Annotated in this window: 18 protein-coding genes; 8 read left to right on the top strand and 10 right to left on the bottom strand. The window is 61.4% G+C overall.

The genetic code is table 11. The features are described 5' to 3' along the window. Positions 1-2432: 2432 nt before the first annotated feature. Complete coding sequence (locus tag LB554_RS23465) at positions 2433-2666, bottom strand: hypothetical protein (protein ID WP_023784107.1); 234 nt, start codon at positions 2664-2666, stop codon at positions 2433-2435. A 377-nt stretch (positions 2667-3043) separates the two neighbouring features. Here LB554_RS23465 and LB554_RS23470 point away from each other — a divergent pair, with 377 nt between their 5' ends. From LB554_RS23470 to rimO, 5 genes are all read left to right on the top strand, one after another. After that, on the top strand, positions 3044-3883 hold the full coding sequence (locus LB554_RS23470; protein WP_015317896.1) for a sterol desaturase family protein: 840 nt from the start codon (positions 3044-3046) through the stop codon (positions 3881-3883). A 54-nt stretch (positions 3884-3937) separates the two neighbouring features. After that, a complete protein-coding gene (locus tag LB554_RS23475; protein WP_015317895.1) occupies positions 3938-4636 on the top strand; it encodes a DUF2161 domain-containing phosphodiesterase in 699 nt (232 codons plus the stop codon). A 56-nt stretch (positions 4637-4692) separates the two neighbouring features. Beyond that, on the top strand, positions 4693-5100 hold the full coding sequence (locus LB554_RS23480) for a DUF930 domain-containing protein (protein WP_041163455.1): 408 nt from the start codon (positions 4693-4695) through the stop codon (positions 5098-5100). Between the two features lie 183 nt (positions 5101-5283). Beyond that, positions 5284-5970 (top strand): TerC family protein, encoded by a 687-nt coding sequence (locus LB554_RS23485; protein WP_023773709.1) that lies wholly within the window; start codon positions 5284-5286, stop codon positions 5968-5970. Between the two features lie 158 nt (positions 5971-6128). Further along, a complete protein-coding gene (gene rimO / locus LB554_RS23490; RefSeq protein WP_224587176.1) occupies positions 6129-7442 on the top strand; it encodes a 30S ribosomal protein S12 methylthiotransferase RimO in 1314 nt (437 codons plus the stop codon). A 76-nt stretch (positions 7443-7518) separates the two neighbouring features. Here the strand turns inward: rimO and LB554_RS23495 are convergent, their stop codons facing one another. From LB554_RS23495 to LB554_RS23530, 8 genes are all read right to left on the bottom strand, one after another. After that, positions 7519-8586, bottom strand: coding sequence for a BMP family ABC transporter substrate-binding protein (locus LB554_RS23495; RefSeq protein WP_224587178.1), 1068 nt, complete (start codon positions 8584-8586; stop codon positions 7519-7521). Between the two features lie 51 nt (positions 8587-8637). Further along, a complete protein-coding gene (locus LB554_RS23500) occupies positions 8638-9558 on the bottom strand; it encodes an ABC transporter permease (protein ID WP_015317890.1) in 921 nt (306 codons plus the stop codon). Beyond that, on the bottom strand, positions 9558-10688 hold the full coding sequence (locus tag LB554_RS23505) for an ABC transporter permease (RefSeq protein ID WP_224587179.1): 1131 nt from the start codon (positions 10686-10688) through the stop codon (positions 9558-9560). Before LB554_RS23505 ends, LB554_RS23500 begins: the two co-directional genes overlap by 1 nt. Then, positions 10685-12262 carry an ABC transporter ATP-binding protein gene (locus LB554_RS23510; protein ID WP_224587182.1) on the bottom strand — a complete coding sequence of 526 codons (1578 nt, stop codon included), beginning with the start codon at positions 12260-12262 and terminating at the stop codon, positions 10685-10687. Before LB554_RS23510 ends, LB554_RS23505 begins: the two co-directional genes overlap by 4 nt. A 217-nt stretch (positions 12263-12479) precedes the next feature. Further along, the gene (locus LB554_RS23515; RefSeq protein WP_140824442.1) at positions 12480-13457 is read right to left on the bottom strand and encodes a quinone oxidoreductase family protein; all 978 of its coding nucleotides are present in this window, start codon (positions 13455-13457) and stop codon (positions 12480-12482) included. A gap of 27 nt (positions 13458-13484) precedes the next feature. Beyond that, positions 13485-14252, bottom strand: coding sequence for a phosphatidylcholine synthase (gene pcsA / locus LB554_RS23520; RefSeq protein WP_224587278.1), 768 nt, complete (start codon positions 14250-14252; stop codon positions 13485-13487). A 47-nt stretch (positions 14253-14299) separates the two neighbouring features. Then, positions 14300-14914, bottom strand: coding sequence for a DUF1326 domain-containing protein (locus tag LB554_RS23525; RefSeq protein ID WP_224587183.1), 615 nt, complete (start codon positions 14912-14914; stop codon positions 14300-14302). 14 nt (positions 14915-14928) lie between these two features. After that, entirely contained in the window at positions 14929-15858 is a 930-nt protein-coding gene (locus tag LB554_RS23530) for a DUF2182 domain-containing protein (RefSeq protein ID WP_224587186.1), read from the bottom strand. A gap of 72 nt (positions 15859-15930) precedes the next feature. Between LB554_RS23530 and LB554_RS23535 the strand changes: the two genes are divergently transcribed. Then, positions 15931-17145 (top strand): UbiH/UbiF family hydroxylase, encoded by a 1215-nt coding sequence (locus LB554_RS23535; RefSeq protein ID WP_224587187.1) that lies wholly within the window; start codon positions 15931-15933, stop codon positions 17143-17145. 147 nt (positions 17146-17292) lie between these two features. Further along, the gene (hspQ, locus tag LB554_RS23540) at positions 17293-17616 is read left to right on the top strand and encodes a heat shock protein HspQ (RefSeq protein WP_027142695.1); all 324 of its coding nucleotides are present in this window, start codon (positions 17293-17295) and stop codon (positions 17614-17616) included. An 82-nt stretch (positions 17617-17698) separates the two neighbouring features. Here hspQ and LB554_RS23545 read toward each other — a convergent pair whose 3' ends face one another. Beyond that, positions 17699-18328 (bottom strand): invasion associated locus B family protein, encoded by a 630-nt coding sequence (locus LB554_RS23545; RefSeq protein WP_015317881.1) that lies wholly within the window; start codon positions 18326-18328, stop codon positions 17699-17701. Positions 18329-18560: 232 nt separating this feature from the next. Between LB554_RS23545 and LB554_RS23550 the strand changes: the two genes are divergently transcribed. Continuing rightward, positions 18561-20381: an extracellular solute-binding protein gene (locus tag LB554_RS23550; RefSeq protein ID WP_224587190.1), complete on the top strand. Its 1821-nt coding sequence runs from the start codon at positions 18561-18563 to the stop codon at positions 20379-20381. Positions 20382-20388 lie beyond the last annotated feature (7 nt).

Genomic DNA, 20388 nt, shown 5'->3' on the forward strand with positions numbered 1-20388 from the left:
CTTGCTCTCCTTGCAAAGGGCCGAAAGTGTAACCCATCTATCCGGAATGAACTGTCACCCATCTCTCGGGAAGGGCATATGAATCAGATAGGGACCCCACCGCTATCCCCAGCCCGCTTGGCTGCGGTGGTGCCGCAACATCTTCACCAATCATCCGCGGGTGCCATGGTCGAGTTCGACACGGGCATCTGGGGCCGCCGATTTGAGAGCCGATAAGGGGTGACTGCAAGGGCCGTAAAGCGTCTCGTAGTTACCATTCACGATGATTTTGGGCATGGTGGGCACAGGGAACCGGTAGCTATCCACCGCGTTCTCTCGGCATGCTCAAGAAAATCGCCTTTGCCGCCGTGCTTGTTCAAGTTGCAGCCTTGTCAGCCCTCCTGACGCAAACATTCCTCCTAGCATCCACGCCTACCCAAGCGGCCAGTGTGCAAGGCGAGCCCGTGGTGGCCGTTACGGCATCGGAATGCGCCAAGGCGACATGGCCTAATATTCCCGTTCAGTGCCTTGAGAGGGTTGAGGCGAGAGCGCAATAAAACTGGAGAAACGCAAGCCGGCGGGCCGCCTCCGACACACGGAATTGTTCCATTGCGTCCAAGGCGATCATTGCCATCGTCGAAAGCTACAGATTACTGCTGACGCCCGACCGGCGAAACTGTCACGATTAACGAATCATTGACCGCGCTGTCCTATTCTGAGACAGCGCGGTCAAATCCCAACCGGACTGCGCAGGCGGCTCCGGCAACCCAGCCCCCGCCGCACTGTCGGAGCCGCCACCATAAATGGAATACCAGCAATGGTTGAATCAACCGTTACTGCAGTTGTTGCAACTAGAACGAACGATTCCACTGTTCCGCATCATTCCACCTAGCGCGCCCGGTTCAAAAAACCGCAGGACGTCATAGGAGCCAAAAAAAGCCCGCCGGCGGAGTCAGCCCGCTCAGCGTGACAAACAGGAGACTGATAGCGAATCCGTTTCGATTTATGCTCTGAGCATGGAATGCGCCTTCGATGACATCGCCAGCGCCAGACAGCCCGCAAAGGGCAAACGGCAATGGGAAGCGCTATAGCAGCGAGTCCTGCTCTAGCTCCCTCTCGCAAGGCGTGGGCCGTGCCACAGCCGGCTGACACTCTACAGAAGAGCCGAGCAGTCTACCTGATCGCGCATCGAGGCTAGATCGTCGCGAACGAGCCATTCCGAGTAAGCCCTCAGTCGCCTGAGGCCAGCGGTCTTGGCGTCTCGCTCGGTTCGCTCAGTTTCCAGCGTTGCTGACGCTGGGAGCCACGCGATGCATTTAGGCTTCGGATGATACCGAAGTGATCCGACAATTTGATCCTTCACCGGCCATTCCCCTCATACGCCTTGTGAAGCTTTCACATGTGGCGGGGTAAGTCGTCCGTCATTGTGATGATGTCACGGCCAACTGCTATGCGTTAGCAATCGCTTGTTCCCTCTGGACTATCGCCGTGCCGACCGCGTTGTTTCCCGGCTGGTTCCAATGGCGGCACCTCCCAGCTGCGCGGGTGCAAAAGCCTTCGGCCGGGACAGGAGGCAGTTCAAAGGGGCGAACCGACAACAGGGAAGCGGACCAGTTCCGAACCTTCATGACCGGCACATATTTTTCAACCCACCAGCAAAAGGCCCGCCAGGTGGGAACCGGCGGGCAAGTTCTGGAGTGCTGGGATCAACCAGCATAGGTCAACGATGGGCGGCGAAGTTGGTTGCGGGGGCGACCCAACCGTAGACGGCTATTTCGACTCCACGCCCGGCTCAGGCTGAATGTCGATCGTGTCGCCATCTCCATGCACGGCATCACGGTCCCAGTCATTGGTCTTGTCAGGTGTTTTGGCAACCGCTTTTCGGGTGTCCCTTCCTCGGTCCTTGCGGGGTTCTGGACCTGGCAGTTCGCGTGATGACTTCGGCTCCACATGCGCCTCCTGTTCTCTACCAAAACAAAGTCGGGGGGCTCGGGTTCCAACAAAGCAAAGCCCGCCGCCTCCGGGAGGAGCGCAGCGGGCCATTCGGCCAAGAAATCTGGCTGACATGTCTCCGGCTAAAAGCCAAATAGCAAACGCCGATCGTTTGCCGGGGCGGAGCGGTTGCGGCGGCTGTTGGGCTAACACGCTATCTCACGGTCCCGTCATCAGGGAACCAATCCGCTGCCGATCTGTTGTTTTGGCAGCGTGGAGATGTCCCCTCAACTCCTAGCTCGGTCGCTTTTCGCTGCGCGTTCGTCTGGTGGCCCCGACGCTTGGTGCAACCCGACCGTCTCCCGCCGTTTGAATGATGCCGTTTCTGGAAGCTGGCGTATTAACGGTCAAGCTGGCGGGTAATCATCCCAACCCAACACCGCTGGTCAGGCCCGGCGGCGTCCCACCCCTCCTCGCCGGGCCGCCCGCATGTTGCACAAAGGCGAAGGTCGCCACCTTGCTCAGTCGGACTGCTGTGTACGCTCCGCGATGGCAAACGCCTGCAGGTTCCTGGCCTTGCCGATGTCCCGGTCGGCGTTCGCGATGATCGAAAAGAAGGCTGCTCTGGCGATATCCTTCTTGGAGGCCTTGGGGTGCGCTTTCCGGGCAGCCTTGACGAGCTGCTTGGGAGACATGTCGGGCGTGACGATCCTCATGAGGGTATCGCCGATCGCACTCATTTCGCTTGCATCCATGATGGGCGTCCCTGCTGACCGCAATGCCACAATAGCAAGGACAACTCGCGACCGACAATATGGTTCTGAAAATGAGAAACCCCGCCGGCAGGGACCGGAGGGGTTAGTCCTGGAAGGACGCGCGTTGCGCTGCGTTCGACAAGCGCGCATTGTCCAGATATCGCGCGGTTGCGACACCGATGTGACACAAGGACAGATGGCTGCGTACGCCCTTCGCAAGGACGATCGGTACGCGTCTCGCGGTCTTGCGACATCGGTGGCGATCACATGCCGGCCATAAGCATTATCGGAGATCCCTTCAGCCTTTGGAAAGGGAGATGTGGTTCTGCTGAGGAGTTGAAGCGCTGGCGGCGTGCCGGCGACAGGCTGGGCGATAGATGGACATCTTTGGCATCAAGGCGCTTTTGATCTGTGCGCTGATCTTCATTCCGTTCGAACATCTGTTTGCCGAGCAGCCGCAGAAGGTCCTCCGCAAAGGCTTGGATGTCGATCTGATTTATGTGCTGTTCAACACCTTCGTCATAAAGGCAGCCATGGCCATGATGGCGCTCGGCACCCTCGAAGCCGCCGCGATCCTTGTCCCGCAATCGGTAACGCGGGCCGTCAGCGGCCAGCCCATCTGGCTGCAGGTTGCGGAAATGATCCTGATCACCGATATCGGCGTCTATTGGGCGCATCGGGCCTTCCATAAAATCCCCGCTCTCTGGAAATTCCATGCGATACACCATGGCATTGAGGAGCTGGACTGGCTCGGCGCTTTCCATTCCCACCCGGTCGACGCGATCGTCACAAAGGCAATATCGTTGACGCCGATCTACCTCCTTGGCTTCTCCGACGCCTCACTCGCCGTCTTTTCGCTTATCTACTTCGGCCACACGATGCTTGTTCATTCAAACCTGCGGATTGCGTTCGGCCCCTTCAAGTGGTTGATCGCCAGCCCGCAGTTCCATCGCTGGCACCATGCCAACCAGCGCACAGCCTACGACAAGAACTTCGCCGGCCAATTGCCGTTCCTCGACGTGATATTCGGCACCTACAATGCCACCGGCAACAAGCTGCCCGAGAAATACGGCGTCGATGATCCCATCCCCTCCAGCTATTTCGGCCAGCTCGGCTATCCGTTCTTGCCTCACAGGAAGCCGTCGAAACGGGCAGCGCCGAGCGTCGAAGCAGGCTGGTTGCCGGACACGCCGGGCATCGAGCATGTCGACAGATGAGTTCGGGGCCACGGTGCCGAGGCCTTTCATGGCGAATCGGCTAAGCCTCGAGGCATGAACGAGACCTCACTCTACGCGCCGGTGAAGCGCTTCCTCGAAAACCTCGACTTCGTCGTGAAAGGGGAAATCGGCGGTTGCGACATCGTCGCGCTGCGCGAGGGAGAGCCGCCGATCGTCGTCATCTGCGAGCTGAAGCTGCAGTTCAATCTCGAACTGGTTCTGCAGGGCGTCGACCGTGCGGCTGCTTGCGATGAAGTTTGGCTGGCAGCGCGCATGTCGGCGCGGGGCAAGGGGCGCGAAAGCGATGCCAGGTTCCGCAATCTCTGCCGTCGGCTTGGCTTCGGCCTGCTCGCGGTGACCGCCAATGACAGGGTCGAAGTGCTTCTCAGTCCGGTCGCCCAGGCACCGCGCAAAAATGCGCGACGGCGTTCTCGCCTTGTCGATGAGCATCAGCGCCGCCGCGGCGATCCTGTCGCTGGCGGCGGATCGCGCACTCCGATCATGACCGCCTACCGGCAGAGCGCCCTCGCCTGCGCCGCCGCGCTTGCGGACGGCCCCAAACGGCCGCGCGATCTGAAAGCCTTGACGTCGATCGCGCCGAAGATTCTTCAGCACAATGTCTATGGCTGGTTCGCAAGGGTCGAGCGTGGTCTCTATGATCTCACGGATGCCGGCCGAGCTTCGCTGGTTCGTTGGCCGCAGGTCGCTCACGATGAAGCCCGACACGAGATTTTGATTGCGCCGGACCTCTGAATGCCGGGGTTTGCCGAGCATGAACCGCCGCTATTGGTTGATTTTTCAGACAAAACATGTTGCTTGTCCCGCCCATGAAGACACTCTGCATGATGGCCATTGCGTCCCTGACGCTGGCCTTTCCGGCCAGTGCGATGGACAACGCTTTGCGCGCCGGGCTGATGAAACTTGATCCGCAAACCCGCCTCGAACAGCGTTGCGATGCCGAAATCCTGGACCGGATCACCCACGATGATCGCAAGTTCAAGGCCGACCGCGTCGTCGCTTACGCCTTCGCGACGCCGGAGATGAGCGCCGACGCAATCCGGAGTCCCGGTGCGGCGTTCCGCAGCAAGGGGCAATGGTACCGGCTCAAATTCAAATGCCAGACGGGACCGGACCATATGGAAGTTCTCCAGCTCCGCTATCGGATCGGGGACGAGATTCCGGAAGCCGACTGGGCGAAATACAATCTCTACGATTAGGTTCTCGCGGGCTTGCGCCCGCCTCCGGCTTGTGCCGGCGGCTGTCGAGAACCTCCCGCAATTCCACCGCCACGAAAATGGTTTTCCAGCGTTGCCCGTTGCCGCACTTGACGCCAGCGGACCATGCCTTTAGGCCCGTTCGGACGATCGACGACGAACACTCGACGAAGGGCTTCCAGGTCGATGGAAATATTTACCGCCGCGGGCTTTTCGGCTCTCCTTCAGGTCATCGCCATCGACCTTGCGCTCGCGGGCGACAATGCCATCGTTATCGGCCTTGCCGCTGCCGGCCTGCCGGCCAGCCAGCGCCAGCGAGCCATTCTTGTCGGCATCGCGGCGGCCACCGTTCTTCGCATTTTCTTCGCCCTGATCACGCAATGGCTGCTGACCATTGGTCCCATGCTGCTTATCGGCGGCGGCCTGCTTTTGCTGTGGGTTTGCTGGAAGATGTGGCGCGAATTGCGTGTCAGCCACGACGATGAGCGCGACGCCACCGAAGCGCTGTCGAACGGCGACTTCGACAAGGATGGCGTCATTGGCGGCAAGGGGCCGAGCAAAACCTTCTCGCAGGCCGCCTGGCAGATTGTCATTGCCGACGTCTCGATGTCGCTCGACAATGTTCTGGCCGTCGCGGGAGCGGCTATGAACCATCCGACGGTGCTGATTGTCGGGCTGGCGCTGTCGATCGCTTTGATGGGCTTTGCCGCGTCATTCGTCGCGCGCTTGCTGCACAAATACCGCTGGATTGCCTATATCGGCCTGGTCATCATCCTCTATGTCGCGGTCAAGATGCTACTGGACGGAGCCGTGCAGCAATTCCCCGATCATTTCGCCTTCCTGTCACCCTGGTTCGGGTCAAGCGGGCACTGACGCAAATGCCGGGCCGCAGGGCTCCGTTTGCCTGATTGAGCAAGCCGTGCTATTGCGCCGCCCAAATTGAGCTCCTGCCAGGAGCCATGCAAGCCATCATATGTTGAGACTGCGGGCCGGATCGGTGTTTCCGGTTCGCGTCCATTGGAAAATTGCCCATGTCCGCCCCACGCGTCAGCTTCGTCAGTCTCGGATGTCCCAAAGCCCTTGTCGATTCCGAGCGCATCATCACGCGTCTGCGGGCCGAGGGCTACGAGATCGCCCGCAAGCATGACGGCGCCGATCTCGTTGTCGTCAACACCTGTGGTTTCCTGGATTCCGCCCGCGACGAGTCGCTTAACGCCATCGGCTCGGCACTGTCGGAAAACGGCAGAGTCATCGTCACCGGCTGTCTGGGCGCCGAGCCGGACGTGATCCGCCAGAAGCACCCCAACGTGCTGGCGATCACCGGTCCGCAGGCCTATGAGAGCGTGATGGCCGCCGTCCATGAGGCAGCCCCTCCCGCACACGATCCCTACATCGACCTGCTGCCGCCGCAAGGCGTCAAGCTGACGCCGCGCCATTATGCCTATTTGAAGATTTCGGAAGGCTGCAACAACCGTTGCACCTTCTGTATCATTCCGGCACTGCGCGGCGATCTCGTCTCGCGGCCGGCCGCCGATGTGCTGCGCGAAGCCGAGAAACTGGCCAAGGCCGGCGTCAAGGAACTGCTCGTCATCTCACAGGATACCAGCGCCTACGGCATCGACATCAAGTACCAGACGTCCATGTTCGGCGACCGCGAAGTGCGGGCGAAATTCCTTGATCTCTCGGAGGAGTTGGGCAAGCTCGGCATCTGGGTGCGCATGCATTATGTCTACCCCTATCCGCACGTCGCCGACGTCATCCCGCTGATGGCCGAAGGAAAAATCCTTCCCTACCTGGACATCCCCTTCCAGCATGCCTCGCCACAGGTGCTGAAGAACATGCGCCGGCCCGCTCATGGCGAGAAGACGCTCGAGCGCATTCGCGGCTGGCGCGACGTGTGCCCGGATCTCGCCATCCGCTCGACCTTCATCGTCGGCTTCCCCGGCGAAACGGATGACGACTTCGAGATGCTACTCGATTGGCTGGATGAAGCGAAAATCGATCGCGCCGGCTGCTTCAAATACGAGCCGGTCAGAGGCGCCCGCTCCAACGAGCTCGGGCTTGAGCAGGTGCCGCAGGAGATCAAGGAAGCGCGCTGGCATCGCTTCATGCAGCGCCAGCAGAAGATCTCGGCAGCGCAGCTGGCCAGGAAGGTCGGCAAGCGTCTGCCGGTGCTGATCGACGAGGCGCACGGCACTTCGGCAAAGGGTCGCACCAAATATGATGCGCCCGAGATCGATGGTTCGGTCCACATCCAGTCGCGCCGCCCGATGCGCGCCGGCGACATCGTCACCGTCAAGATCGAGCGCGCGGACGCTTACGATCTCTACGGCTCGGCTGTCTGAGCCTTCCATCAAGTTCACCATCCAAATGAAAAAGGGCGCCTCGCGGCGCCCTTCCCATAGAGACGTGGCGTGCTGCTTATTGCGGCAACTTGTCGTCGACGCCCTTGACGTAGAAATTCATGCCGAGCAGCGTGCCGTCGTCGGCGACCTCGCCGTCCTTCAGCCATGCCGAGCCGTCCTGCTTGGCGATCGGCCCGGTGAAGGGGTTCCAGCCTCCGGCGATCTTCTTTTCGGTCGCTTCGGCCATCGCCTTCACCTCGTCGGGCATGTTGGTGTAGGGCGCGAGCTTGACCGCGCCGTCCTTGATGCCGAGCCAGACATTGTCCGGCTTCCAGGTGCCGTCGATGGCCGCCTGCACGCGGCTGATATAATACGGACCCCATTCGTCCGTCAGCGAGGTCAGCTGCGCGTTGGGCGCGAACTTGATCATGTCGGACGACTGGCCGAAGCCGTGCAGCTTGCGCTCCTCGGCCACCTGCAGGGCCGCGGTCGAGTCGGTGTGCTGGACGATGATGTCGGCGCCCTGGTCGAACAGCGCCTTGGCGGCGTCGGCTTCCTTGCCAGGATCGAACCACGAATTGACCCAGACGATCTTGGCCTTGAAGTTCGGATTGATCGACTGCGCGCCGAGCATGAAGGAGTTGATCCCCATCACCACTTCCGGGATCGGGAAGGAGACGATGTAGCCGGCGACGCCGGACTTCGATTCCTTGGCGGCGATCTGGCCGAGCACGTAGCGGCCTTCATAGAAGCGGGCATTGTAGATGCCGAGATTGTCCCCGGTCTTGTAGCCGGTGGCGTGCTCGAACATCACCTTGGGAAACTTCTTGGCGACCTTCACTTCGGCGTCCATGAAGCCGAACGAGGTGCCGAAGATGATCTTGCAGCCTTCGCGCGCCAGGCGCTCGAAAGCGCGATCGGCATCGGGGCCTTCGGAGACGTTTTCCAGGTAAGCAGTCTCGACCTTGTCGCCGAGCGCCTTCTCGACCTCGAGGCGTCCCTGGTCGTGCTGGTAGGAATAGCCAAAATCGCCGATCGGGCCGGTGTAGACCCAGCAGGCCTTCAACTTGTCGGCTGCCTCCGCGGACACGGCCAGCGACAAAGCCGCTGTCGTCGTCATCAGGGCAATAAGCAGTTTTTTCATTGTGTTACCTCTCTGAGTTAAGCCTTGGAGCTTCCCGTCTTGTTCTTGTTGTCAACGATCCGGAACGAATGGCTGCCCCAGGGATGCCGGCGTGTTCATCATCGTCAGACGCTTGTTGCGCGAGATTAGAACGAGAACCACGACGGTTGCCAGATAGGGCAGAGAAGAAAGCATCTGCGAGGGCACTGGAATCCCAAAAGCCTGTGCATGAAGCTGGCCGATCCACACCGCGCCGAAGATGTAGGCGCCGGCCAGTACCCGCCATGGCCGCCAGGACGCGAACACCACCAGTGCGAGTGCGATCCAGCCTCGGCCCGCGGACATGTTCTCGACCCACTGTGGCGTATAGACGAGCGACAGATGCCCGCCGGCAAGACCGGCGCAGGCACCGCCGAAGATGACCGAGAGATAGCGGTAACGGATGACCTTGATGCCGAGCGCATGCGCCGAGGCATGGCTGTCGCCGATCGAGCGCAGCGTGAGGCCGGTACGCGTCTTGAACAGGAACCACATCACCGCCGCCGTCAGCGCGATCGAAATGTAGAAGATCGGATCCTGGCCAAAAAGAAGCCTGCCCACGACCGGTATGGAACTGAGGCCGGGAATATCGAGATTGGGCAGCCTGACGCCGGGCTGGCCGACGAAGCTTGTTCCCATCATGCCGGAAAGGCCGAGACCAAGCAGCGTCAGTGACAGGCCTGTTGCCACCTGGTTGGTGGCCAGCGACAGCGTCATCACGGCAAAAAGCAAGGAGAACAGCGCGCCCACGACAATCGCCGCCAGAAGGCCGATCCAGGGCGATCCCGTCAGATAGCCGGCCCCGAAGCCGCCGACGGCGCCCATGACCATCATGCCTTCGACACCGAGGTTGAGCACGCCGGAACGTTCGACCACCAGTTCGCCAATCGCCGCGATCAAAAGCGGCGTCGCCGCCGTGGCGATGGTCAGGAGGATGTTGACGGTGATGTCCATCAGCGGGCTTCCTTCAACTTTGGCGCGGCCTCGAGCTCCACGGGCGTTTCCTGTTTCGTCAGCGCCAGACCGATCAAGCGGATGCGGTAATGAATGAGCGTGTCGCAGCCGAGCACGAAGAACAGCAGCATGCCCTGGAACACCCTCGCCACCTTGTCGGAAATGCCGAGTGCGCTTTGCACGGCCTCGCCGCCGAGATAGGTCAGGGCCAGCACCAGGCCCGCGGCGACGATGCCGAGCGGATTGAGGCGGCCGAGGAACGCCACGATGATGGCCGTGAAGCCATACCCGGGCGAAATCACGGGCTGAAGTTGCCCGATGGCGCCGGAAACTTCGGAGATGCCGGCAAGGCCGGCCAGCGCTCCCGATAGCAGGAAGGCAAAGAACACCATCCGGTTGAGGCCGAAGCCGGCGAAGCGCCCTGCCCTTGGGCTGGAGCCCAGCACGCGGACCTCGAAGCCCTTGAGCATGCGGCCCATCAGGATCCAGATCAGCACCGCGGCCACCAGGGCGAACACAAACCCCCAATTGGCGCGCCCGGCATCGGGCATCAGTTCCGGCAGTACGGCCGCGTCGCCGAACTGGATCGTCTGCGGAAAGCCGTGGCCCTGCGGATCGCGCCAGGGACCCCGCACCAGCCAGTCGAGGAAGAGCTGCGCGACATAGACCAGCATGAGGCTGGTCAGGATCTCGTTGGTATTGAACCGGGTCTTCAGCAAGGCCGGGATCGCCGCGTAGGCCGCACCGCCGACCATGCCGAGCAGAAGCATCAGCGGCAGCACCAGCGGGCCATCGAATTGCGGGAACAGCACGGGAATGATCGAGCCGAAGATTGCCCCGAAGATGAACTGGCCTTCGGCGCCGATGTTCCAGATGTTGGCCTTGTAGCAGACCGACAGGCCGACAGCGATCAGGATCAGCGGCGCTGCCTTGATCGCCAGCTCATGCAACTGCCAGACCTGGCTGATCGGCTCGATGAAATAGATATGGAAGGCATTCAGCGGGTTGACGCCGAGCAGCGCGAACAGAACCGCGCCGGCAATGATGGTCAGCGCGAAGGCGATGAACGGCGACAGCATCGAAAACAGCGCCGAGCGCTGCGGGCGTTTGACAAGTTCGAGGCGCATCATGCCGTCTCCAGCGTATGTTCGGCGTGGCCGGGCTCGGCGCCACCCATCAGCAAGCCGACCTTCTCGAAAGTCGCTTCGGCGATCGGCATCGGCCTGGACAATTCTCCATTGTGCATGACGGCGATCGCGTCCGATATTTCGAACAGCTCGTCGAGATCCTGGCTGATCACCAGCACCGCCGATCCGCTGCGAGAGAGCTCGATCAAGGCCTGACGGATGTGCGCTGCGGCTCCTGCGTCGACACCCCATGTCGGCTGGTTCACCACCATCACGCTTGGGCGGCGGTCGAGTTCGCGGCCGACGATGAATTTCTGCAGATTGCCGCCCGAAAGTGCTGCCGCTTCGGGATCCGGCGCGCTCTTGCGCACATCCATCGCCTCGATGATGCGCTGCGAGGCGGCATAGACGGCGCCGCTCTTGACCATCCCGCCGCTGCCGACAAAAGCCTTGCCGTCCGTGGCATGGCGCGACAGCAGGAGGTTTTCCGAGAGCTTCATGCGCGGCGCGGCGCCATGGCCGAGACGCTCCTCCGGCACGAACGCGGCCCCCAACAGGCGCCGCCCGGTAATGGTGAGGCTGCCGGCGTTCTTGCCGCGGATGCGCACCGAAGCGGCATCCTGCTGCAAAACCTCGCCGGAGACGGATTCGAAGAACTCGCCCTGGCCGTTGCCGGCGACACCGGCAATGCCGATCACCTCGCCAGCGCGGACATTGAGGCTGATGTTCTTGAGCGGAATGGAAAACGGCGTTGCCGGCTTGCGGTTGAGGTTGAGGATTTCGAGCAGCGGCTGCGCGGTTTCGATCCCCTCGACCGGCGCGCGCACCACGGCCTGCACTTCGTTGCCGACCATCATGCGGGCGAGCGATGAGGCTGTCTCCTCGCGCGGGTTGCAGTGACCGACCACCTTGCCGTGCCGCAACACCGTGGCGCGGTCGCAGATGCGTTTGACCTCTTCAAGCCGGTGCGAAATGTAGAGGATCGATTTGCCTTCCGCGCGCAAGCGCTCCAGCGTCTCGAACAGCTTGTCCGCCTCCTGCGGCGTCAGCACCGATGTCGGCTCGTCCAGGATGATGAGCTGCGGCGTCTGCAGCAGGCAGCGGATGATCTCGATGCGCTGGCGCTCGCCGACGGACAGATCGCCGACCAGCGATTCCGGATCGAGCGGCAGGCCGTAGCTGTAGGAAAGCGCCCTCGCCTTGGCCGCGATGCTGCCGATCGGCGAGCCGTCATCCAGCGACAGCGCGATGTTCTCGGCGGCCGTCAGGGCTTCGAACAGGGAAAAATGCTGGAAAACCATGCCGATGCCGATCTTTTTGGCAACGCCTGGGCTGGTGATCCGCACTGCCTGGCCGTTCCAGAAAATCTCGCCGGAATTGGGTTCCAGCGAGCCGAACAGCATCTTGACCAGCGTCGATTTGCCGGCGCCGTTCTCGCCGAGCAAAGCGTGGATTTCACCTTTGGCGATGTTGAGATCGATATGATCGCACGCTGTCAGCGTGCCGAATATCTTGGTCAGGCCACGAACCTCGAGCAGGTTCGCCCCATCATGATTTGCACTCACAGTGCCTCCCATCCGGATTACCGGACATGTTCTGTGTTCCCGCAAGCATCGTATGCGCGGCCGGCTCTCGTGCGAAAGCAGCACCCAACTTGAAAGAGCTTCAAGAATTTCAGCGGAAACTCAAGGGCAAAGATCAGCCTTCCTTCGCACAAGCATATGGCGGGCCGGCTTTTCGGGCAAACCATGCTCGCGGCTGCGGCAGCGCGCTGAAAACCCAGGCAGATTGCCGTCAGGGAACCAGGATGGTCGTACCTGTCGTTCTGCGGCCTTCAAGGTCCGCATGTGCCTTGCCGGCATCTTTCAGCGCATAGCGCTGATTGATCTTGATCTCGACGGCGCCGCTGAGCACGACCTCGAACAGTGCGGCGGCGGAGGCATCGAGGTCCTCACGTCTGGCATTGTAGACGAACAGCGTCGGCCTGGTTGCGAACAGCGAGCCCTTCTGCGCCAGCAGCGACATCGAGAACGGCGGGATGGGTCCCGAGGACTGGCCGAAGCTGACGAACATGCCGAGCGGCTTCAGGCAGTCGAGCGAGGCCGGAAATGTGTCGTTACCCACCGAATCGTAGACGACGTCGCACTTCTTGCCGCCGGTGATGGCTGCTACGCCGGCGACGAAATCCTGCTCCTTGTAGTTGATGACATGGTCGAAGCCGTGCGCCTTAGCGAGTTCGATCTTGTCGGTGGAGCTGGCGGTGCCGATGACCGTCGCGCCGAGATGCTTCGCCCATTGGCCGAGGATCAGGCCGACTCCGCCGGCCGCGGCATGAAACAGGATGGTGTCGCCCGCCTTCACCTTGAAGGTGCGGCGCAGAAGGTATTCCGCGGTCATGCCTTTCAGCATCATGGCGGCGGCCTGCTCGTCGCTGATGCCGTCCGGTACCTTGACGACCTTGCTGGCATCGATGACGCGCTCTTGTGCGTAAGCGCCCGTCGTCACGGCATAGGCTATCCGGTCGCCCGGCTTCAGCCAGTCGATGCCCCCGCCGACTTCCAGCACCACGCCGGCGGCTTCGCTGCCCGGAATGAGCGGAAATCCGCCGGGCGGCGGATAAAGACCCGAGCGATGATAGACATCGATGAAATTGAGACCGATCGCGGTATGCCTGATCAGGATCTGCCCCGAACCCGGCTGGCCAGGATCGGCGTCCTCATGGATCAGGACTTCCGGACCGCCATTGGCGTGGATGCGGATGGCTTTGGACATGGAGAGGATTCCTTGAAGAGCGGCTGGTCAGGCCTTTTTGGCGCCGAGGTTCGGAAAGAACTGCATGAGGCCACCAATGGTTGCGAGATAGAGCCCGGTAACGGTGATTCCGATCTTGGTGAAAGTGCCGACTTGTTCGCCAAGCACGCCGATCTGGTCGTAGAAAGCGGCGAGTGCGGCCTGCGCAAGCGCGAGCGCGCCGAAAGCACACCACAACAGCGTCATGCCGAGATTGATCGGCCGCAGCCGCTTCACCCGCACCGGATGGATGAAGTTTATCGGGACAAAAGTCAGAATGCCGGCCACCACCACCACCGCGAACGAGACCCATTGTCCCGGTTCGATGACAAACAGCGTGAACACGACCATGTTCCAGACCACCGGGAATCCCTTGAAGAAATTCTCCTTCGTCTTCATGCCGGTGTCGGCATAGTAGATCGCGCTGGAGACGACGATGATCGCCGCCGAAAGGAACGACAGGCCTTCGCCCATGAAGCCCCGTTGGTAGAGCGCGAAGGCCGGGATCAGCACGTAGGTCACGTAGTCGATGATGTTGTCGAGGAGTTCGCCGGACCAGGTCGGCAGGATTTCCTTGACCTCCAGCTTTCGGGCGATCGGCCCGTCGATGCCATCGACGAACAGCGCCAGGCCTAGCCACCAGAACATGGCCGTCCAGCGCTCCTCGCTCGCCGCCACCAGCGACAGGAAAGCCAGGAACGAACCGGAGGCGGTCAGCAGATGCACCGAAAACGCACGCGCCTGCGGCCAGGTGACCTTCTTCTTCGGCCGTGGAATCCGGTCGGTGATCTTCCCGGCGATCTTGCGGGCTTTTGTGTTCTTGCTCACGGGCCCCGCCAATCAAGCTTGCAGATCTCGGCCGAGCGGCCGGCGAAATTCCAGTTGCGGCCAAAGGCGCGCATCTTGCTCTTGTCGGACCTTGCCACGATGATCTCCGGCGCGATCCAGTATTCCGAATTCGTGATCACCGTATCCTTGTCGCGGTCCTTGCCCGCGATTGGCGTGACCGCCCCGTCGATGATCTTCGGAATCTGGAAGATACGCGTCTTGTCCCGTGTCTCGTAGGTGATCGGCACCTGTTCTACGCCCAGGAATTTGCCGACCAGAATCGAGAGCAGCGACGTGGTCCCGCCGGCCTTGCCGGTGAAGATCTTGGTCAACGCCTTGACCGCGTAAACCGAGGCTCTGATGTCGATGAACAGGCCTGCGGTCCAATTGCCGCGGCTCATGTAACCGGGAATTTCCATGATCAGCCCAAGGTTGAGGCCGGAGAGGTCGACTTCGCCGAAGTGACCCGCATCGATACGGAACCCCGCCCATGTCTGGCAATAGCCCTCTGTTGGTGGGTGACTGCCGAGCGACAAGACGCAAGGGCAAAAAACCGTGCAATTGCAGGAGAGTACGAGCTCTCCTTTCATTGCCCAGCCCTGGTCAGTCATCGAACTCCCCCCAATCACAGTGAGACTACTAGCAGCACGGCTGCCCAGACAAGCAGTATCGCACCGGCCAGCCGGGTTGGAAGACTGCCCGTCGTTTGTTTTTCAATCAGGGTGAACACCCCGATCAGCGCCATCCAGAAGACGTTCATGACGCCGACTGCGAACATCACCAGCATCAGTGCCCAGCAGCATCCCAGGCACCAGATGCCTTGCACGATGCCCAGCCGAAAGATGCGGAAGGTCTCGGCACTCCAGTTTGAAAACAAGGTCGAGAATGGGTTCCGGCATTTCGTCAGGCAGGCCTCCTTGAGACCGCTGAACTGGTAGAGGCCGGCAACCAGCAGGGCCAGCCCACCAGCAACGCCAAGCACCGGATCGAATACCCCCGCGGACGCGACGACTGCGTGGACGGCAAGTGTCAGTGCCGCAAACAGCAGCGATGCGGCGAGCCAGGCGCAGAGGTAGCCGGCAACCAGCACCAGCGGATGGACGACCGGCGCCCGCTTGATCCGCGCCGTATCGGCGATCTCGCAATAGGTGCGGATCATCGGTGCCGCCGACGGCAGCATCGCGGCGATCGCCATCAGGAACCACATGAGGATGAGTGCCAAAGCACGCGGGCCGATGCTTGCGTCCAGCGGCGCTGGCGAAAGGCAAAGAACGAAAAAATGGTCCAGGAAATCGGGCAGCGGCAGCTGTGGCAGGTTGCGCAGGAGACCGTCACCCGGTGCGCTGATCCGCGCCTCGGCCCCGCGTATCGCCATCGCGGCAAGCAGCAGCCAGGCCAACGCGATGCTTGCACAGACGACGATGTTGACCGTCAAACGCGGGTCGCGCGCGACATTTGCCGTGGCGCGGCCGGCGCGGTCGAGATGGCTGAAGTCGTCCTGTTGGCCGGTCATGACATCCGAATGGGCCGAATCGCCGCGTTGATCAAGCCGCATGATCTGCCCTATATGCCTGTTTGGACTGGCAGGTCTGGTGGCCGCCTCTCAACTGCAGACCGGAAGCCGATCTTGGAGCATCAGCAAACAGCGCGGATACTGATTGCGGGCACGGGGCCGGCGGGGTTGATCGCCGCGCTTGCCTTCGCCGATGCCGGCTTTCCGGTGACGATTGCCGGGCCGGAAACCTCGGCTCCCGACGGTCGCACCACGGCGCTCATGACGCCTGCCCTGAAGGTGCTCGAAGGGCTGGGCGTGCTCGAGGACATCAGGTCCAAGGGCGCGCCTTTGAAGGTGATGCGCATTGCCGATGCGACCGGCCGGCTGATCCGCAGCCCCGTCGTCACCTTCCGCGCCAGCGAGATCGGCGAGGAACAGTTCGGCCTGAACCTGCCCAACGGCGTCCTTGGCCCGGCGCTTGCCAGCAAGGTGGCCGCGCATTCCGGCATCGAGTGGCGCAGATCCATGGTGAAGGCATGGCATCTCGGCGCCGGCAAAGCGCATGCCACGCTGGCTGATGGCAGCGGGATCGATGCGTCCCTTGCGGTCGCCGCCGACGGCCGCCTGTCGCCGGCCCGCGAGGCCGCGGGCATCTCGACGGCGGCGCGCGCCTACCCTCAGGCGGCGCTTGTCCTCAATTTCGGCCACAACCGCGAACATGGCTTCACCTCGACGGAATTCCATACAGAGACCGGCCCGTTCACGCAGGTTCCACTGCCGGGCAATCGCTCCAGCCTTGTCTGGGTGGTCAAGCCAGAGACCGCCAAGGAGCTTGCCGCTTTGGACGATGCAACGCTCTCGCTCCGCGTCGAGCAAAAGATGCAATCGATGCTGGGCCGGGTATCCGTCGAGCCGGGTCGCCAGATTTATCCATTGTCGACGGTGACCCCCCTGCGTTTCGCGGCGCGACGGGTGGCGCTTGTCGGTGAGGCGGCGCACGTGTTCCCGCCAATCGGCGCGCAAGGCCTCAACCTAGGCATCAGGGATATTGACGATCTGGTTGGAATCGCGCGTGAAAATCGTGAGGATCCGGGGGCTGTTGCGGCCCTTGCTGCATACGATTTCAAGCGCCGGCCCGATATTCTGGCGCGCAGCAGCGCAGTCAATCTGCTCAACATGTCGCTGCTTTCGGACATGTTGCCGGCGCAGATGGCGCGTGGCGTTGGCCTGGGTGTACTTGGCGGCTTTACGCCGCTGCGCGCCTTCTTCATGCGGGAAGGGCTTCGCCCGGGCAGCGGCTTTGCGGCAGTTGCGGGCGGCCTTCGGAAGCCGGCTCGGCAGCGGTAGCGATTTTGCGGACTTTGCCGCGGTATCGCGACGTTCATCAAAACCTTTGTTGCGCATACCGCGTATCTTGAAGGCGCTCAGACGCTCGGGATTGAATTGATGCGGAGTCTGCGCCAAATAAAGCCAAGGAATTCAGTGGTGAGTGCGATGAAAACGGCCAAATTCGCGATCGGACAGGTGGTTCGCCACCGGCTGTTCCCGTTCCGAGGCATCATTTTCGACGTCGATCCGCAATTCGCCAACACCGACGAATGGTACGAGGCCATCCCCGCCGACGTACGGCCGCGCAAGGACCAACCATTCTACCACCTGCTCGCCGAGAATTCGGAAACCGAATACATCGCCTATGTGTCCGAGCAGAATTTGCTCGAGGATCAGTCGGGAGAACCGGTCCGCCATCCGCAAATCAAGGAAATGTTCGACAAGAAGCCGGATGGGCGCTATGCGCCGAAACGGCAGTCCAGGCACTGACATCCGTCATGCTGAGTATGGCCAGAAATGAAAAAAGCGGGGCATGACCCCGCTTTTTTGACTCGCTATGCCCGACGCCGGATCAGTTGGCGGTCTTCGCCTTGTCCTGCTCGTCCTTGAGCTTCTTGGCGAAGTCCTGGTTGTTCTTGGCGACGAAGTCCTGAAGCTTCTTCTGCCGGTCCTCGATGTCCGACTGCTGCAGCGGCGGGCCGTCATAGGCGCCGCTGAAGCCCTGCAGCGCGATCTTGATCGGGTTGGCCTGGTTCTGGAAATTGATCGAGGTCAGCGTGATCCCCTGACCCTTCTTGAACGAAGCGACAAGCTGATCGGTCAGCGGCACTTCCGCCACGCAACGATCCGGGAAGCAGATGACATAGTCGAGCTTCTGCGCCTTGCCGGTGTCGATCTGCAGGCCGATGCCGGGAGGCACGAGGCGGCCGGTCGGGACCGTCACCTGGAACACTTTGCGGTTCACCTTGCCCTTGAGCTCGATCAGGCTGACGCCGGTGACGAGTTGGCCATTGCCAGCAGTGACGATGTTCTGGACATTGCAGATGTCGACGTCTTCCTGCTTGGTGCAGGCCTTGAACCAGCCCTGCGGAATCTGCGGCTGCTGCTGCGCGGAAGCAGAGGGAAGTCCTGCGCCGAGAAAGCCAACCACGCCTGCGGCCATGACCGACAGACGGTACGCGTTGCTGTTCAGGCTCGTCATGTCGTGCACTTCCTCTCAATGATCCCGGGACCGGCTTCTTCGTGCCGTGTGGTCCAGCTACCTGTTGCCAAAATGAGGCAACAGAATGACTTCGGACGGCGTGTTACACTGCAAGCGGCGTCGAATCCAGCCCGCCGACCGGTAATTCTTGACGACGCCATTGGCCGCCACGCAGGTGCCCCATGCTAGGGTGCGGACCGAATCATCAAGCCGACCTGTTAAGGAGACGGTCATGGGCCGCGTTCTTGTTTGGCTGGTCACCGCATTATCGTTTTTCAGCCTGTCGTCGCCACCGGCGCTGTCGGAGCCGAAACACGCGATTGCGATGCAGGGCGAACCGGCCCTGCCGCCGGACTACACCCATTTCAGCTACGTCAATCCCGACGTGCCGAAGGGTGGCAGCATTACCTATTGCGTCGTCGGCAGCTTCGACAATCTCAACCCTTTCATCCTGAAAAGCCTGCGCACGACCGCGCGCGGCATGATGGACACGATTTACGGCAATCTGGTCTTCGAGCCGCTGATGCAGCGCAGTGCCGACGAGGCCTTTACCCTTTATGGGCTTCTGGCCGACACCGCCGACATGGATCCCGAGCGCAAGACCATCGAATTCCATCTCAACCCGAATGCCAAATGGTCGGATGGTCAGCCAGTGACGCCGGAAGACGTGCTGTTCACCTACGATGCCTATACGCAGAAAGGCCGTCCGCCCTACAGCGACCGCATGGCCAGGATCGCCAAGCTCGAAAAGACGGGCGACCACAGCGTGCGCTTTACCTTCAATGACAAGGCCGATCGTGAGTTTCCCCTGATCATCGCGCTGACGCCGATCATCCCCAAACACGCTTTCGACATCGGCACTTTCGACAGGACGACGCTGAAGCCGTTGATCGGCAGCGGTCCCTACAGGATCGCACAGGTGACGCCCGGCCAGCGCATCGTCTTCAAGCGCAACCCCGACTATTGGGGCAAGGACGTTCCCGCCAAGCGCGGTTTCGACAATTACGACCAGATCACCATAGAGTATTTTCTCAACGCCAACGCCAAGCTCGAAGCCTTCAAGAAGGGTCTTTGCGCCATCGACGACGACAGCGATCCGGTGAAACGCGAGCGCGATCTCGACTTTCCGGCGTTTCACAGGGGAGACGTTGTCTCAGAAACCTTCGATACCGGCATTCCACCCGTCGTGACGGGTTTTCTGTTCAACACGAGGCTGCCGAAGTTTTCCAACCCCGTGGTTCGGCGCGCGCTCGGCATGCTTTATGATTTCGAATGGGCCAACAAGAACCTGTTCGGCGGCAAGTACACCCGCACGATGAGCTACTGGCAGAACTCGGAGCTTTCCGCGCTCGGCCATCCTGCTGATAACAGGGAAAAGGCGCTGCTGGCGCCCTACCCCGGCCGCGTGCCGGCCGACGTCATGGACGGCACCTGGAAACCGCCGGTGACGGACGGTTCGGGCCAGGACCGCAAGGTGCTGAAGACAGCTTTCGATCTTCTGAAAAGCATCGGCTACCATGTGCAGGACGGCACGATGATCGATCCTGACGGTAAACCTTTCGGCTTCGAGATTCTGACCGCCTCGCAGGATGAAGAACGTCTGGCCGGCATCTACCAGCGCACGCTTGAGAAGATCGGCATCAATGTCAGCATCCGCAGCCTGGACGGCGACCAGATCCAGTCGCGCAAGCAGCGTTTCGACTTCGAGGTCCTGATCGGCTCCAGCGGCTTCAACAATTCGTTGTCCCCTGGCATCGAGCAGATCGGGCGCTGGTCGTCCGCCGCGGCCAGGACCGAGGGATCGTTCAACCTCGCCGGCGTCGCCGATCCGGCGATCGATGCGGCCATCGACGCAATGCTGCGAGCCCGTTCAAAGGAGGATTACGTCGCGGCGGTTCGCGTTCTCGACCGGCTGCTGATCTCCGGCAATTACATGGTGCCGATGCAGTACAATACGCAGCAGTGGCTTGCTTACTGGAATTATCTGGAACATCCGCGCAAGACGCCCATATTCGGTTATCAGCTGCCAACATGGTGGCGCAAACCGAACTGAAGTCCGG

The sequence above is a fragment of the Mesorhizobium sp. CO1-1-11 genome, from assembly GCF_020164995.1.
Lineage (GTDB): Bacteria > Pseudomonadota > Alphaproteobacteria > Rhizobiales > Rhizobiaceae > Mesorhizobium > Mesorhizobium australicum.